This is a genomic window from Bacillus cereus group sp. MYBK108-1, from assembly GCF_051917185.1.
Taxonomy (GTDB): domain Bacteria; phylum Bacillota; class Bacilli; order Bacillales; family Bacillaceae_G; genus Bacillus_A; species Bacillus_A cereus.
The window spans coordinates 50018-65884 of sequence record NZ_JBQAHZ010000006.1; the positions used below are offsets into that span (position 1 = coordinate 50018).

Below are 15867 nucleotides of genomic sequence, written 5' to 3' on the forward strand. Positions count from 1 at the left end.
CTGAGTATAGTATATAACAAAAACACTATATAAAAAAGCCTAATTGTAAAAACAATTAGGCTTTTTTTAAGAACTTTTTTCTTGTACATCATTAATGAGTACTTCTCTCGGTTTACTCCCTTCATACGGACCTACTACACCATTCATTTCCATTGCATCAATTAGGCGAGCAGCTCGCGTATAACCTACTCTAAACCTACGTTGTAACATAGAAACAGATGCTGTTTGCATTTCCACTACAAGTTGAACCGCTTCATCATATAATTCATCTTCTACTTCCTGCTTCGTATCAGGAACATCTTGCGGAATCATATCTTCTTGATATTGTGCTTTTTGCTGTCCAATAACATATTCTACAACTCTCTCAACTTCATCATCTGATAAAAATGCGCCTTGTACACGTACAGGTTTCGATGCACCAATTGGTATAAACAGCATGTCTCCACGACCTAGTAGCTTCTCTGCACCACCACCGTCAAGAATTGTACGAGAATCTGTTTGAGAAGATACAGCGAATGCAATACGTGATGGAATATTTGCTTTAATAACACCCGTAATAACGTCAACTGACGGACGTTGCGTTGCAATAATTAAATGAATACCAGCAGCACGAGCCATTTGCGCTAGACGCATAATCGCATCCTCTACATCAGACGAAGCAACCATCATTAAATCTGCTAACTCGTCCACAATTACTACAATATAAGGTAATTCGGGTTGTTTCGCTTCTGATTGACTATTATGCTCTTTTATATAATCGTTGTATCCTTCAATGTTACGTGTACCACTATGAGCAAACAATTCATAACGACGTTCCATTTCACTCACAACTTTTTTCAATGCTTGCGATGCTTTTTTCGGATCAGTTACAACTGGCGTTAACAAATGAGGTACACCGTTATATACATTTAGCTCTACCATTTTCGGGTCAATCATCATTAATTTTACTTCATGTGGTTTTGCACGCATTAAAATACTAACAATAATACCGTTAATACATACACTTTTCCCGCTACCTGTCGCACCAGCTACGAGTAAATGAGGCATTTTATTTAGACGGGCTAATACAGCTTCACCTGTAATATCTCGGCCAAGACCAATTAACAACTTCTCTTCCGGATGATTATTAGCCTTAGAGTCAAGAACTTCCCTCAGCGTTACCATCGAAACTTCTGAGTTTGGAACTTCGATCCCTACAGCTGATTTCCCGGGAATTGGCGCTTCAATACGAATGTCCTTTGCGGCTAAAGCAAGGGCTAAATCATCACTTAAACTGACAATTTTGCTTACCTTTACCCCCATATCAGGATACACTTCATATTTTGTAACTGCAGGACCTCTATGCACTTTTGTTACTTTCGCTTTCACTCCAAAACTTTGGAATGTACGTTCTAATTTACGAGCATTCTCATAAATTTCCGCATTTTCATTTGTAACTTGCTTATTCTTTGGAAATTTTAATATATCAAGTGAAGGAAGCTTGTAATCTTTATTTTCTACATTTGAAAATTGCATAGGAGGTGCTTGCGCTTCACTCTCTAACGATTCAACAATTTTTTCTCCACGCTTTTTCTTTGGTTCTTCAATTGGCGGAGTCTCTTCAATAAACGGTGAAGTGATCAACTCTTCTTGCTCTACTTCGATTCGTTTATCCTCTTCTTCATTTACAGGATAATTCTCAGTGAAATTCGAAATAATCGGAGGATCAATTGAGATTTCTTCCATCGGCTCAATAATTTCTTCTTGTTCTGCAGCACGTTTGCTTCTTGTGCTTCTTGTTGTTTTTTTCTTTTCTGTTTGTTCAGCCGTTCTTTTGGCTCTCCAATCTTTATAATCCCCTTGCATCACTTGAAACTGACTTCTAAGAATTCTACCAACTGGAGCTAACACTTCTCCAATATGCTTATTTGTTATACAAAGTATACCGAGAATAACTAGAATAATACCAATGATATAAGCTCCTACTTCGTCAAATAAGAAGTAACATGTTGCGAACATAAGCGCACCAAACATACCACCACCTAAATGAACGCTATCTGGCCCCTTTTTCATTTCAAGAAAGAAGTTATCTTTCGTACTCACAATAACAGAAGTATTTTGCACTGCTCCATCTTTTGTAAGGAGGTTAAATAATGTAATATGACTAAACATTAATATCGCCAATACAATTAAATAAAATCCAATTAATCGTTTATTTAAAAGGTTCGGCCATCCGCGTTTTATAACAAAGGAAACCGATAAAGCTATTACACCTAACACACCAATTATGTACCACTCACCAAAGAAGAAGCGAAAAAATAACACAAACGATTTCCCTACAACGCCTAGCTGTAAAATCGTAATGATTGAAAGTGCAAAAAGAGTTAAACCGACGATTTCATAATACAAAGTTGGCTTTATCGTACGTCTTGCCTTTGCCTTCGTCCCTCTTTGCTTTTGTTTTGCCATTTCTTCACCTCGTGTTCTACATATAAGTAAAGCTCCCTTCAAAATGCTCTATTTATATGTCTGTTTTCTCTATTTTTCAGGTCTTTATATCTTCTATTTTTACACTTCTTGTAAAATGCTAAATAAACAGAAGAAAGCAGCCTACTCATGGCTGCTCAACCGTCTTGTTTTTTATATTATACCATAGCTTCTAAACAAAATCCTTCTTTTTGCTAAAAGGTTATTTTCTGACCGGGCTCAAACTCTAAATAGTGAAGTGGGTCCGTACTTAGCACACGTACAATAGAATAACATCCATGTTCCTCTTCAGAAACCATTAATTCCACACCATTTATATTTACAACTTTTTGACTTTCACATTGTGAATAATCGACCGGATACACAAGTTGCTCTGGCATAATTGTATATAAAATCATTGTAGCATTGTCCCTTCTGTACTATCTTCCGCACGAACATCTATTAATTCGTTTAATTTTCGAATCGCATTTCCAATACCGCCGACATCATCTATAAGACCGTACTTTACTGCATCCCCACCAATTACATTCGTCCCAATATCTCGCGTTAAATTTCCTTTCGCAAACATAAGCTCTTTAAAACGATCTTCTGTTACTTTCGAGTGCTTCGTCACAAAACGAATGACTCTTTCTTGCATCTTATCCAAATACTCAAATGTTTGTGGCACACCTATGACAAGACCTGTTAAACGAATTGGATGAATTGTCATCGTCGCAGTTTCCGCAATAAACGAATAGTCAGTAGAAACAGCAATCGGTACACCGATGGAATGTCCCCCACCTAAAACTAGAGATACTGTTGGTTTTGAAAGTGAAGCTACCATTTCAGAAATTGCTAGCCCAGCTTCAACGTCACCTCCAACTGTATTTAATATTAAAAGCAAACCTTCAATTTTCGGATTTTGTTCAATCGCAACAATTTGCGGAATGATATGCTCATATTTTGTTGTTTTATTTTGCGGTGGTAATTGAACATGACCTTCCACTTGTCCGATAATCGTTAAACAATGAATACGTGATTCATTCATCTGTGGTACATTTGTCTGTCCAAGCTGTTGAATTTTTTCAACTATTGAAGCCTCTTTTCCAGCTTCTTTTGGCTCAGCTTCTTTTTCTTCATTTGTATATCGATCACGTTCTGTCATTTCGCATCCCCTTTCACTCGTATATAACTATTATTTCTTAAGTTATAAATTTCATTCGATAGGGTTAAAAAGAAAAAAGATCACCCATAAGGGTGATCTTTTTATACTTCCATAATAATCGGTAAAATCATAGGTTTTCTCTTTGTCTCTTCGTACAAGAACTGTCCTAATAATTCACGAATATTTTGTTTTAACATTGACCATTCAATTGAATATTCTTTAATTGACTGCTCAACAATCATACGTACAATCTCTGTAGATCGTTCAATTAACGCTTCTGATTCACGAACATATACGAAACCACGTGAAATGATTTCTGGGCCAGAGATAATTTTCTTTTCATCTTTACCAAGCGTTACAACAACTACTAGTATTCCATCTTGAGATAACATCTTTCTATCTCGAAGAACGATATTACCAACGTCACCTACACCTAATCCATCAATTAAAACATTACCAGCTTGTACTTTACCGACTAAGTTTGCTTCATCGTCACCAAAAGCAATTACATCGCCTTTTTCTACGATAAAGATATTTTCTCTTGTAATACCTACATCTTCAGCTAAATATGCATGTGCTTTTTGCATACGGAACTCACCATGTACGGGTACAAAGTACTTTGGTTTCATTAAATTTAACATTAATTTTAATTCTTCTTGGCTACCGTGACCTGACACGTGAACTTTTCGTTCGCCGTAATAAACAACTTCAGCTCCAGCTCTAAATAACAAATCAATAATTTTTGATACAGATATTTCATTACCCGGAATTGGCGAAGCAGCAATGATAACAGTATCACCTTTACGAATTGAAATTTGTTTATGTGCTTGTTTTGCCATTCTAGATAGAGCAGCCATCGGTTCACCTTGACTACCTGTCGTTAAAATAGCTACCTTTTTCTCTGGGAAGTTGTCTACTTCTTGTAATGAAATAACCATACCTTCTGGAACATCTAAATAACCAAGACGTCTTGCAATGTCTACTACTTTCACCATACTACGTCCTACTACCGCTACTTTTCGCCCTGTTTCAGCAGCTGCATCAAATACTTGTTGAATACGATGTACATTCGATGCAAATGAAGCAACGATAATACGACCTTCTGCACCGTAGAACACTTTAGAGATTTCTACACCAACTTCTTTTTCTGAACCTGTATAGCCTGGGCGCTCTGCGTTTGTACTATCAGATAATAAGCAAAGTACGCCTTCATTTCCGATTTGCGCCATTTTCCCAAGGTCTGCTCCACTATTTCCAATTGGAGTTTGATCGAATTTAAAGTCTCCCGTATATACGACTGCACCTTTTGATGTATGGAAACAAACGCCAACAGAATCCGGAATACTATGTGTCGTTCCGAAGAATGACACCGTTGTAGTGTTAAATTCTACTGTTGAATTTGAATCGATTGTTTTTAGGTCTACACGGCCTAACATGCCCGCTTCACCAAGTTTTTCTTGTATAAGTCCTACTGTTAATTTCGTTGCATAGACTGGAATAGATAATTTACGAAGCACATACACAATTCCACCAATATGATCTTCATGACCGTGAGTAATAAATAAACCTTTTACTCGCTCTTGATTTTCCACTAAATATGTAATATCAGGAATAACGATATCAATTCCAAACATTTCATCTCCCGGGAACATTAACCCTGCATCTACGATAAAGATTTCAGAATCAATTTCAACACAGTACATGTTTTTCCCGATTTCACCTACTCCACCAAGAGCAAATACTTTAACAGACTCATTCTCTTTTCTCTTCATGTTGTTGCCTGGTTTAAAAATCTTGCAAACACTGATTTCACTAAAATTGCAGAGACACCAGGGGAAACTCTACAACCACCATATTTTCACCGTCCAAGACGAATGTCCTTACCGTTATGCGATATCATGTCCTTGTTTATTTTTTAAACCAGGTTTCACCTCTCTTTCATTATATAAATCAAATATCTTATTCGATATGATATGAAAATTTAATTAAATTATAATTTTTCCCAATTTTGCTAAGCATACCCGTACTAAGCTACTTAGCCATATTATACCTGATACAAGAAATAGAACACAAGTTAAATCGTGCGAAAGAAAGAGGAAAAGAACGGAATGACAACAAAAGTATCGAACGTATTTCCTTTATATTTACTCCGATTTTATACTCCATATTATTTTGAAGAACTAGCCATACATATGCTAAATTCATTTCATAATAGGGAGTTTCAAGATTTATTTTTCTAGAATCCAACAAAAACACTTACAAAATGGAGTTTTTTTATGAATTACGTTACATTTGAGGGGATTTCTCTAAAAACAGACACCGTAGTTTATTACGTTTATGCCATAATATCTATCATTTTTTGACTCAGTTAAAGGGGTTCGATTATTTTCTTATACACATAATGAAGAAGCGATTAATATTCTTATAAGAACACATATAAGTAAGAAAAAGAGGAAAAGATTTGCATATAATAAAAAATGACCTAGTTCTACACTAGGTCATTTTTTATTAACGAGGGATAGATTGCATTACAGATTGTAACGTTACTCTTTCTTCTTCTGTTAATGGAAGAAGTGGTAAACGTACAGAACCTACATCTAATCCAACCATTTGTAACGCTGTTTTTACTGGAGTTGGACTTGGCGCCATAAATAATGAATCAGTTACTCTTACAAGTAATTGATGTAATTTTTGTGCCTTCTTAAATTCTCCTGCTTGAAATGCTGTAATCATTTCTTGCATTTCGTTTCCGATAACATGAGAGGCTACCGAAACGATACCTTTCGCTCCAACTGCCATAGCTGGTAACGTTAAACCGTCATCACCGCTGTATACCGCAAAGTCGTCCGCTGTTTTTTCAATGATTTCTGTCATTGTTAACACATCGCCGCCGGCATCTTTAATAGCAACAATGTTTTCTATTTCTGATAAACGAACAACTGTATCAACGGAGATTTGTACAATAGATCGTCCTGGAACGTTATATAGCATAACCGGAAGCGGCGTGCTTTCAGCAATTGCTTTAAAATGCTGATACATTCCTTCTTGACTCGGTTTGTTATAATACGGTGCTACTAGCATTACTGCATCCACACCAACTTCTGTTGCCTTTTTAGTTAAGTCAATAGAAGCATGCGTATTATTGCTACCTGTTCCAGCGATTACGGGCACTCTTTTATCGACAACAGATACGACATGGCGATATAACGCTACTTTCTCTTCTGAAGTTAATGTAGGAGATTCTCCTGTCGTTCCTCCTACCACGATTGCTGTTGTACCGTTATCAATTAAATAATTTACCAATTTCGTTGTCTTTGCAAAATCGATATTCCCGTTTATATCAAACGGTGTTACCATCGCGGTTGCAATTGTCCCAAAATCTATCATGGTCTCACTCCTTATTGTTCCAGTTGCTTTTCTTTTGAAAGCTCAAACGCACTATGTAATGCATTTACAGCCTCCACTAAATCAGTTTCTTTTACAAGAACCCAAATTGTTGTATGACTATCTGCCGATTGCAGGATTTGAATACCTTTTTCCGCTAAAGCTGTAACGATTTTCGCAGTAACCCCTGGGTATCCTGCCATTCCAGCCCCAACGATAGATACTTTCGCACAATGTTCTGTCACAATTGGCTCATATCCAAGGTTCTGTAATAATTTAACTGCATGACTTGATACATTATCACTCACCGTATATGCTACGCCAGTAGGTGAAATATTAATTAAATCAACACTTATTCCTTCGTTCGCCATCTCTTTAAACACATGTTGTTGCAAATCATATGCCGTTTCTTTTGCAAGCACTTTAATTTGCGTTACGTTTGATACGTGGGCAATGCCTGTAACAGGACGTTCTTCTACATCACGACCTCTTGTAGCACCGTCATATGCTGAAATAAGCGTACCTTCACTATCAGAATACGTAGAACGTACACGAAGTGGCACTTTTGCATGCATCGCAATTTCAACTGCACGTGGATGAACGACTTTCGCACCTTGATAAGCCATGTTACAAATTTCGTTATACGTTACAGTTTGAAGATGACGTGCATCTTTTACAATACGAGGATCCGCAGTCATAACACCTTCTACATCAGTGAATATATCGATGTATTCAGCATGAAGTGCAACACCTAATGCTGAAGCTGAAGTATCACTACCTCCGCGTCCAAGTGTTGTCGTATCACCTTTTTTCGTTTGTCCTTGAAATCCTGTAACGACGATTACATCTACATTTTCTAACTCTTCATGTATACGATCGCAATTCATTTCAATAATCTTTGCATTCGTAAAGTCATCATTCGTTACAAAACCAGCTTGTGCACCATTTAATGCTGCTGCTTTTATACCGTTCTCATTCAACATATTAGAGAAAACAATTGCAGAGATTAACTCTCCACACGATAATAATAAATCTTGCTCACGCTTAGAAATAGTAGATTCCTCTTGATTTACAAGACTTAATAACGTATCCGTTGCATATGGTTCACCTTTACGGCCCATAGCAGATACGACAGTAACTACTTTATAACCAGCAGCTAATGATTTTTTTATATGATGAAGCGCATGCTTACGTCCATTGTCATCACGTACTGATGTGCCACCAAATTTTTGAACAATTATTTTCATATTTTGCACCTTCTCTTAGCCGTTTACACTAATTGTAATTTTACTAAGCGCTCTGCAATTTGAACAGAATTCCATGCAGCGCCTTTTAATAAGTTATCAGATACGACCCAAAGATGGAATCCTTTATCGTTATTTAAATCTTTACGGATTCTTCCAACGAATACTTCGTTTTTACCTACTGCAGTAGCTGGCATTGGATATAACTGCTCTTCTGGATTATCTTGTAGAACAATACCTTCCGCATTTGCAAGTAAGCTCTTTAATTCTGCTACTGTTACGCCTTCTTTTTCTACTTCGATGTAAACAGACTCAGAGTGTCCTGATACAACTGGTAAACGTACACATGTTGCCGCTACTTCTAATTCAGGCATATGCATAATTTTTTTCGTTTCGTTAATCATTTTCATTTCTTCAAACGTAAATCCATTATCTTGGAATTTATCAATCTGTGGAATCGCATTAAAAGCAATTGGGAAATGCTTCTTATCACCTGATACAGGAAGAACATTTGCCTTAACTTCTTCGCCATTTAAGATTGCTTGTGATTGTTCATGCAGTTCTTCAATAGCTGCCGCACCAGCACCTGATACAGCTTGATATGTGGAAACGATTACTCGTTTTAAACCATATTGCTGACGAACTGGCTCAAGAGCTACTACCATTTGAATTGTAGAACAGTTTGGATTTGCAATAATACCATTATGTTCTTTTAAGTCGTTTTCATTTACTTCAGGTACAACAAGTGGCACGTTTTCTGTCATACGGAATGCACTTGTATTATCAACAACAATCGCACCGCGTTTTGCTGCTTCTGGCGCTAATTGTTTCGATACAGATCCACCAGCACTAAATAGTGCAATATCTACTCCTTCAAAGCTTTCAGGAGTTGCCTCTTGAACTGTAAATTCTTCGCCTTTAAATACAAGTTTCTTACCTGCAGATCGTTTAGATGAAAGTAACGTTAATTTCCCGATTGGAAATTCTCGTTTCTCTAAAGTATTTAACATTTGTTCACCAACTGCGCCGGTTGCTCCAACTACAGCGACATGAAAAGTTTTTTGCTTTTCCATCACTATGCCCCTTTCTAGATACCAATCCTTCTATAACTTAGAATCAGAAGGAGTATACAATACCCCTTCTAATCTTAATAACGTTAATTTTATCATATTCTACAGTAAGAATGATGGTTTCATCAAAAATTGTCCGTTTTTTTTCGTTTTTTAATTCATATATCTGAATTTTTCTACGACAACCGGTTGCAATTGCTTCCCTTGCAGCGCTTCTAACACTGTATCTTCAAGCAACTCCATGCGAGCTACCATTGAGTTCGGTTTTTTCTCTGGTGCATCTTGCCCGAATGGGACGAAGTAGATGTTTTTTGTTGCCATTAGGCGCATGAGGTTGACGCCAACATGGTAGCGACAATATAAACATTTCTTTTTTCTTCTATTATATATTCATTTCAAATCCTGTAAATTTATTTTGTATACCATATTCTTCACAGGTACCCATAAACGAATTAGACGGTACTTTAGTAATTAAATGGAAAAGTTCTACTTTGATATTGAGTTTACTACAGCAGCATATTTACATATATATCCTTTAATTGGTATGATTTACTTGTTCGCATAAAAGGGGGGAGATTTTTGAGTTTAAATATGTATTTAGGGGAAGTACATGCCCAAACACAAAGTATGAATGCTGTATGTACGGCTACCATTCAAGGTATGGAACAAGCGATTCAGTCGATTGATGCTTTTGCAATTGATACTGTGTTACAAGGACAAACATATAGCAGTGCAAAATCATTTTTTGTACAAACCTTTCGCCCTTTAGCACAAGGAATCATTTATCTGTGTGAAGAGTTAATTCGTCAGAATGATGCTTTTCCAAGTCAATTCCAATCACAGGTTGCTTCCACGGATGTCGTTGAACAAGAGTTACTAGAACAAATTCGAGAAATTGACCGAATGAAAACAAGTATAGAAGCCATCAATCAAGCTATGCCACTCCCGGGTATGGACGCTATGGCGAATCTCTTTACTGTCATGAGGAAAAAACTGCAAGAAAAATTAGAACATCTATATGAATTTAATTATACTTCTAGTAATAATTATGATACTGCACTCCAACTAGCCGCTAGCATTGCGATGGGTTTGGCGGAAGTTCAAAGTGGAAAAGGCTTTAGTCCTGCAAGTGGTACATTTAGTACGCAAGGGTTGAATATGGAGTGGATAACTCCTATCCAAGCGATTACAGAAGAAAAAAAACGTCATTCTGAAGGAAGTAGTATTATAGAAGAATCGTTGTTCGATAAATTTAAAGATACTGTTGAAAATAACGTAGAAGCGATAGATCAGTTGTACGAAAAGTTTATTCGCCAGATAGAAAACACTCCCCTTATTGGGCAATATTACAACTACAAAAAAGGGCAAAATGAAGCGGTGTTAGATGAACTTAAAGGAATATTAAACACAATTTTACATCCAATAGATAGTGTTGAGGGTGCTGTGTATGCTCTTTCTCACATCGACGAAACATTTGCTGCTGTAGAACAAGCTATTTCTGATTCGTGGAATCAAGATGTTGTAAATGGAGATTGGAATAGCAGAGCTAAATGGTTTGGAAATGTAGAGATGCAAGTTAAATTAGCAATTGCTGAATTTTTTGTAGGAACAAAAGGTGTAGATAAAATTTCAAAATCAGGTAAAGTTTCAAAGTTAGACAAAACCTCAAAACTTAGTGAAAGTGTAAACTTTATACAAGGTACTAAAAACGTAATAACTTTAGATAAGTATAAGCAAAGCGTTGACATGTTGAATAATATTCTAATGCCAAAAAATCAATTTGCTTATGCAGGCAGAAATATTGTAGACTCTTTCTCAGATAGCAATGCTCTTAAACAAGCTAAAGAAAAACTATTTACTCATCAGTTTGCTGAAAGTACAGCTGAAGTTAATAAGGCAACAAGCGGAGCTGACTTGGATTTTAGAAAAGTAAATATTCAAACCAATGAAATTGGAGAAACTTTAGCTACTAGAAAGGAAATTCGAGCGTATAAAAAGGAATGGGGAGAATTAGGTATAAAAGTTAATATAGATAAAAAAGGAACAATTCTTCCAAACAATGTAGAAGCAGCGTTTGATTTTGTTAATGGGGATATATATTTAAAGAAAAAACCATCCGTCATAAATATGCATCATGAGGGTTTTCATGCAGAGCAGTGGTTAGATATAGGAAAAGAGCAATATATGAATCTTAGTAGGTTAGAAAGAGAAGAATATGTATTTGAACAAGTAATGAAAAATAAACATTTATTTGATAAAGCTTCTATTGACCATTCAATAGAATATATCGAAAGATTAAGATTGAAATATAAATAAAAGGAGAATTTTATATGTCTTTAGATAAGTATAAAAATATGTCTGATGAAGAGTTTAAACAATTGTCTACTGAAGAATTTCAAAATTATATAAGATTAAAACAAGAAGATTTTTCAAGACATTATAGGAAAATAAATGAAATTACTGTAGATGTGATGTTAAAGCCTCAGGAAGCAATAGAAATTGCTAAACATTATCATAAGAAAAATAAATTAGATGGGGTAGTTAATGAAGATATCAACCAGCTTTTCTTTGATGAGGCTTATACATTTAAAATTGAGAAAGAAAATAGAAACAACGATGATATAAGACCAGCTTGGAGAATATTAGTGGATTTACCAAAAAACCCTTTTCTTATGGAGGACTATACACTAATTGTGTCTGATAGGGATAAAAAAGTAATGGGTATGCTCGATCCAAATGGGCATCCAGTATTTAAAGGCAATGAATTTACAGATGAAGATATCAAATATATTATGAGTGATGAGGATTCTAAAGATTAATTAAGATAATAATTTAGTGGATAGTTTTATAAATAGAATAATTGTCTTTTTTAATTAGTTTTCATGCTATTTTTCTAGATTCTAAGGGCAGAGAAAGAAGAATTTAAAAGAACAAGATAAATGGAAGAAAAATTTTTATATCTCTATTTTTTATATAATAATACATTTATTAACATCAACTAGGAGGAACATTCCTTGAAAGTTGTACGCTCTATATTTAAAGGCTTTCGTTTAATAGGTTTAATTGTAAAGCCAGTACTTAAAGCATTATCTAAAAGTAAATTTTAAGTCTCATAAAAATTAAGATCCCCTTCTGCATATAGGTGCAAAAGAGGATCTTTTTCAAATTATTCTATTCGTTCTACAGACAGTACTCATAGATAAATAAGAAACGGTGTATATTTACCCTAACATTTATAAAGATGAAAATCAATATATAATTATCTACATATAGAACCAGATAATAATTTCTTCATAAAACTATTCTTTTGTTTTATTTTTTAATGTACTCGTACCACCAGTTTCTTTCATCCATCCAAGCTGTAATCTTATCAAGCTCACCATTAGGTAATACTTCAGTTTGTAAGTAAGCTAAACCAGTTAATGGATCAGAGACAACCTTCCCTTTTGTTCCGCGCTCATTCATAGCATTTACGACTTCCTGAACCAATGAAATACCAAAACCACCAGATTTAACATATTGATAGCCACCATTGGCAATAGCTTGTTCTGGTTGTTTTTCTCCTGTAAACCAAGATAATGATTTACTGCCAATCAATTGGTTCAAATCACACTTACCGATACCAGGTACATTACCTGTCTCTGTGTATTGCCAAATATCGCATGGATAAGCTGGCTTGTTACCGCCATAACGAGGAATCCAAACAAAGTCAGATTTTACATTTGCCATACCAAACGGAGCATACATATGATGACCAACGTATAAACCAACTTTCGGAGCACCTAATCGACGTAGTTCATCAATAAATGCTTGTGTGCCCGCTCTCATATCATTCATTGTTTTCACTTCAACATCTGCAACCCAAACTGTAGCGCTCTTGTCTCCACGGTTCCAGAAGTCACGAGCTTCTATTCTTGCATCATTTTCAGAAACGAAACGACAGAATGCATAGTTACCAAAAGGAATACCATGTCGCTTCATGGCTTGTACATATCCTTTATACAATGGATCTACATAATTTGAACCATCTTGTACACGAGCGATGATGAAATCAATGTATTGCTTTGCTATAGGCCAGTTAATGTCACCATTCCATTTTGAAATATCAATAATTTGTCCCATTACTTAACATCTCCTTTTCTATCTTCTTGTTTTTGTTTACCGCCTAAAATCTCAACTGCATTTGTTAAAGCTTGCGGAAGCGGAATACCCATTCGTCCGGCATTTTCTAAAAGTGAAAGTAATTCATTACCCATGAAGAAGAAAATTGTCGCTTCACGAATAGCACTATTACTTCCTAACGCTGCATCTAATTGAGCTGCCGCTCCGACCAAAAGAAAAAGCACCACCTTTTTGGCGATGCCTTTGAAACCAACTTTACTTTTTAATTCTCCGTTATATCCCGCTGCAATCATGCCAGTTAGATAATCAATAACTGCCATCGTTACTAAGATTTTCAATGTTGCATCCCATCCTCCCAAGAAATACCCACAAAAGCCACCAAATGTAGCAATAAATGTTTTCATTAATACATCAATACGATCCATCTTTCCATCTCCTTATTTATAATAAAAAAGAGAGACGATTGTCCCTCTTTTCTCAAAAACCATTCAATTGTATTACTCCAATTGTGTTTATTTATCTGTTTTATCAAGATCATCCGATAATTTCTTCAAAATATCACGGGCTTCTTTCTTCTCTTCATCTGTTAATTTAGCATTTTTACTCTTTGCTTCCAACGATTTAAGCACTTCCATGTATGTACTATCTTTAGTACATACATTATCTGTATAAGAGTCGCCAATTGCTATTAAAGAAGTATAATTTTCATTTCCATTTGATGAAAGATATTTTCCAAGAATATATAGGCTTCCATCTTGCCCCATTGTTATTGAATTAGTAGCCGTACCAGGAACAAACCATGTTTTTGATTGAGCCATTCTCCATTTAAGTGTTGCATCTGGTTTCAATACATACACCTCTTTAGTTGTTCTAAAATAAATTTCCCCATTTTTATCAATTAAAGGCGCTTCAAAAACATCCCCTTTAGTTTGATATTTCCACTTCAAGGAATAATCTGGATTATAGGCGTAAATATAACCTTTTCCACCCACATAAATCGTTCCATCTTTAGATGAAACTGTAGGCGCGGAGAGTAATGCTTCTCTTCCTTCTTCTTTCAATTGATGCACTATGTTTCCTGTTTTATCAAATACATATAAAATATCTTGTGTATTTACAAGTATTTCATTATGTATCCCTAAAGTAAATCCAGTGCCATTGTATTCCCCACGAACATATTTTTCCCATAATTGTCTTCCATTTTTATCATGGGCATAGATATATTTATTGCCAAGATCTGAAACTAAAGTGTAAATGATGCCATCTTTTGAAATAAGCATAGAATTAGTTTCCCCAGAACCCTCCTTTATTTCATTTGATGACCATTTAATTGAACCATCTGGATTATAGGCATATAATCGGTTACTACCTTTTAGATAAATTGTCCCATCATGATCCAAAACAGGAGTATCTATACTTGAAGCATTCACTTGCCATTTAATTGAACCATCCGGATTGAAAGCAATTAAATTCCCTGCAGCAACATAAATTGTTCCATCTTCAGCAATAACGGGCGTACTGGCTCCCCCTCCTATAATCTCCTTCTTCCACTTTAATGAACCATTTGGATTTAAAGCGTGTATCTTTTTATTTACGGTGTTATTTAATACAGTTTTGTTTGTTATATAGATTGTTCCATCACGTCCAATTGCAGGTTGTACTGTAAAACTTGGAGTATGAAGACTGGTAGGAATTTCTTTAATATCTTTCTCGTAAAGTTTATACTCCCATTTTATTTTATTAGTCTCTGTTCCCGCATAAGGAGAGTTCCTGTTCCAGTTCTGCCCAAATGGAAATCCAGCTTGTAAATCATACTTCCCTTGTTCGAATTGATCACCTTGTGTGTTAATGGTTTCTGCTTTTGTCATTGAGTTAGGATGTAATCCTATCATCAATGCAAACAGCAGCATCGTTAACATAAACTTTTTTTTCATAATATACCTCCTAAAATGAAACATTAAATTATAAGAAAACAAAATCATATTTATTATATATTATAATTAATAATTTAAATACTTAAAAACTAATATAAACAGAAATAAAAAAAGACCAGCTAATACTGCTCCTGCTCTGTTTGCGTATTATTTTCATTAGTTGGTTTTAGTGGTTCTTGTGATGGATAAGAACTGGTAAGCGATGTATAACACTCCATACAAATGTGCTTTTTCGCAAACCCCATATCCAGTGCGTACAGACGAGCTCCGCGTTTACAGATTTCGCATCTTGTTGCAATACGGAAATATATCGTTCCATCCGTTTCCCCCCACACCTCTACTTTATTAGCACCATATAAGCCGGCATTATTTAGCATATCAAAAGGAATTCGCACAAATACTCCGTTTTCGTTTCTTTCTGAATCTACTAACCTACCAGCAAACGGAGCACCTTGCCCCGCTTGTAAGGGATAACCTTGTAAATCCTTGTAATCATCCATATA

Annotated in this window: 13 protein-coding genes and 1 pseudogene; 2 read left to right on the plus strand and 12 right to left on the minus strand. The window is 35.5% G+C overall.

The annotated features are described in order from the left end of the window. Positions 1-66 precede the first annotated feature (66 nt). The 8 genes and pseudogenes from ACTFSL_RS11265 to spoVFB all read right to left on the minus strand — a co-directional run. Entirely contained in the window at positions 67-2448 is a 2382-nt protein-coding gene (locus tag ACTFSL_RS11265; protein WP_001118782.1) for a DNA translocase FtsK, read from the minus strand. 212 nt (positions 2449-2660) lie between these two features. Further along, positions 2661-2864, minus strand: coding sequence for a YlzJ-like family protein (locus tag ACTFSL_RS11270; RefSeq protein WP_000605036.1), 204 nt, complete (start codon positions 2862-2864; stop codon positions 2661-2663). Beyond that, positions 2861-3610, minus strand: a complete 750-nt coding sequence (gene tepA, locus ACTFSL_RS11275) for a translocation-enhancing protein TepA (RefSeq protein WP_000139806.1) — start codon at positions 3608-3610, stop codon at positions 2861-2863. Before tepA ends, ACTFSL_RS11270 begins: the two co-directional genes overlap by 4 nt. A gap of 101 nt (positions 3611-3711) precedes the next feature. After that, positions 3712-5382, minus strand: a complete 1671-nt coding sequence (locus ACTFSL_RS11280) for a ribonuclease J (protein WP_000823096.1) — start codon at positions 5380-5382, stop codon at positions 3712-3714. Positions 5383-6118: 736 nt separating this feature from the next. Beyond that, on the minus strand, positions 6119-6997 hold the full coding sequence (gene dapA, locus ACTFSL_RS11285) for a 4-hydroxy-tetrahydrodipicolinate synthase (protein ID WP_000564763.1): 879 nt from the start codon (positions 6995-6997) through the stop codon (positions 6119-6121). 11 nt (positions 6998-7008) lie between these two features. Further along, positions 7009-8241 carry an aspartate kinase gene (gene dapG / locus ACTFSL_RS11290; protein WP_000692451.1) on the minus strand — a complete coding sequence of 411 codons (1233 nt, stop codon included), beginning with the start codon at positions 8239-8241 and terminating at the stop codon, positions 7009-7011. A gap of 23 nt (positions 8242-8264) precedes the next feature. Next, complete coding sequence (gene asd, locus ACTFSL_RS11295) at positions 8265-9311, minus strand: aspartate-semialdehyde dehydrogenase (RefSeq protein ID WP_000414846.1); 1047 nt, start codon at positions 9309-9311, stop codon at positions 8265-8267. Positions 9312-9461: 150 nt separating this feature from the next. Then, positions 9462-9650: pseudogene (spoVFB, locus tag ACTFSL_RS11300) on the minus strand (dipicolinate synthase subunit B); the annotation flags it as partial. A gap of 237 nt (positions 9651-9887) precedes the next feature. Here spoVFB and ACTFSL_RS11305 point away from each other — a divergent pair. Together ACTFSL_RS11305 and ACTFSL_RS11310 are read left to right on the plus strand one after the other, a co-directional pair. Further along, positions 9888-11624, plus strand: coding sequence for a zincin-like metallopeptidase toxin domain-containing protein (locus tag ACTFSL_RS11305; RefSeq protein WP_427338892.1), 1737 nt, complete (start codon positions 9888-9890; stop codon positions 11622-11624). Between the two features lie 14 nt (positions 11625-11638). After that, positions 11639-12127 (plus strand): hypothetical protein, encoded by a 489-nt coding sequence (locus ACTFSL_RS11310; RefSeq protein WP_097888358.1) that lies wholly within the window; start codon positions 11639-11641, stop codon positions 12125-12127. 493 nt (positions 12128-12620) lie between these two features. Here ACTFSL_RS11310 and ACTFSL_RS11315 read toward each other — a convergent pair whose 3' ends face one another. The 4 genes from ACTFSL_RS11315 to ACTFSL_RS11330 form a co-directional block, all read right to left on the minus strand. Continuing rightward, entirely contained in the window at positions 12621-13430 is an 810-nt protein-coding gene (locus ACTFSL_RS11315; protein ID WP_440041744.1) for a GH25 family lysozyme, read from the minus strand. Beyond that, positions 13430-13855, minus strand: a complete 426-nt coding sequence (locus ACTFSL_RS11320) for a phage holin family protein (RefSeq protein ID WP_440041745.1) — start codon at positions 13853-13855, stop codon at positions 13430-13432. Before ACTFSL_RS11320 ends, ACTFSL_RS11315 begins: the two co-directional genes overlap by 1 nt. Positions 13856-13942: 87 nt before the next feature. After that, complete coding sequence (locus ACTFSL_RS11325) at positions 13943-15364, minus strand: outer membrane protein assembly factor BamB family protein (RefSeq protein ID WP_440041747.1); 1422 nt, start codon at positions 15362-15364, stop codon at positions 13943-13945. Between the two features lie 119 nt (positions 15365-15483). Then, entirely contained in the window at positions 15484-15864 is a 381-nt protein-coding gene (locus ACTFSL_RS11330; RefSeq protein ID WP_440041749.1) for a hypothetical protein, read from the minus strand. Between the last annotated feature and the right edge of the window lie 3 nt (positions 15865-15867).

Excerpts from the sequence above, each read along its gene's own strand:
- ACTFSL_RS11310 (WP_097888358.1), top strand. The coding sequence starts at position 11,639 with ATGTCTTTAGATAAGTATAAAAATATGTCTGATGAAGAGTTTAAACAA.
- asd (WP_000414846.1), bottom strand. The coding sequence starts at position 9,311 with ATGGAAAAGCAAAAAACTTTTCATGTCGCTGTAGTTGGAGCAACCGGC.
- ACTFSL_RS11315 (WP_440041744.1), bottom strand. The coding sequence starts at position 13,430 with ATGGGACAAATTATTGATATTTCAAAATGGAATGGTGACATTAACTGG.
- dapG (WP_000692451.1), bottom strand. The coding sequence starts at position 8,241 with ATGAAAATAATTGTTCAAAAATTTGGTGGCACATCAGTACGTGATGAC.
- ACTFSL_RS11270 (WP_000605036.1), bottom strand. The coding sequence starts at position 2,864 with ATGATTTTATATACAATTATGCCAGAGCAACTTGTGTATCCGGTCGAT.
- ACTFSL_RS11280 (WP_000823096.1), bottom strand. The coding sequence starts at position 5,382 with ATGAAGAGAAAAGAGAATGAGTCTGTTAAAGTATTTGCTCTTGGTGGA.
- ACTFSL_RS11330 (WP_440041749.1), bottom strand. The coding sequence starts at position 15,864 with ATGGATGATTACAAGGATTTACAAGGTTATCCCTTACAAGCGGGGCAA.
- ACTFSL_RS11325 (WP_440041747.1), bottom strand. The coding sequence starts at position 15,364 with ATGAAAAAAAAGTTTATGTTAACGATGCTGCTGTTTGCATTGATGATA.
- ACTFSL_RS11265 (WP_001118782.1), bottom strand. The coding sequence starts at position 2,448 with ATGGCAAAACAAAAGCAAAGAGGGACGAAGGCAAAGGCAAGACGTACG.
- ACTFSL_RS11320 (WP_440041745.1), bottom strand. The coding sequence starts at position 13,855 with ATGGATCGTATTGATGTATTAATGAAAACATTTATTGCTACATTTGGT.
- dapA (WP_000564763.1), bottom strand. The coding sequence starts at position 6,997 with ATGATAGATTTTGGGACAATTGCAACCGCGATGGTAACACCGTTTGAT.
- tepA (WP_000139806.1), bottom strand. The coding sequence starts at position 3,610 with ATGACAGAACGTGATCGATATACAAATGAAGAAAAAGAAGCTGAGCCA.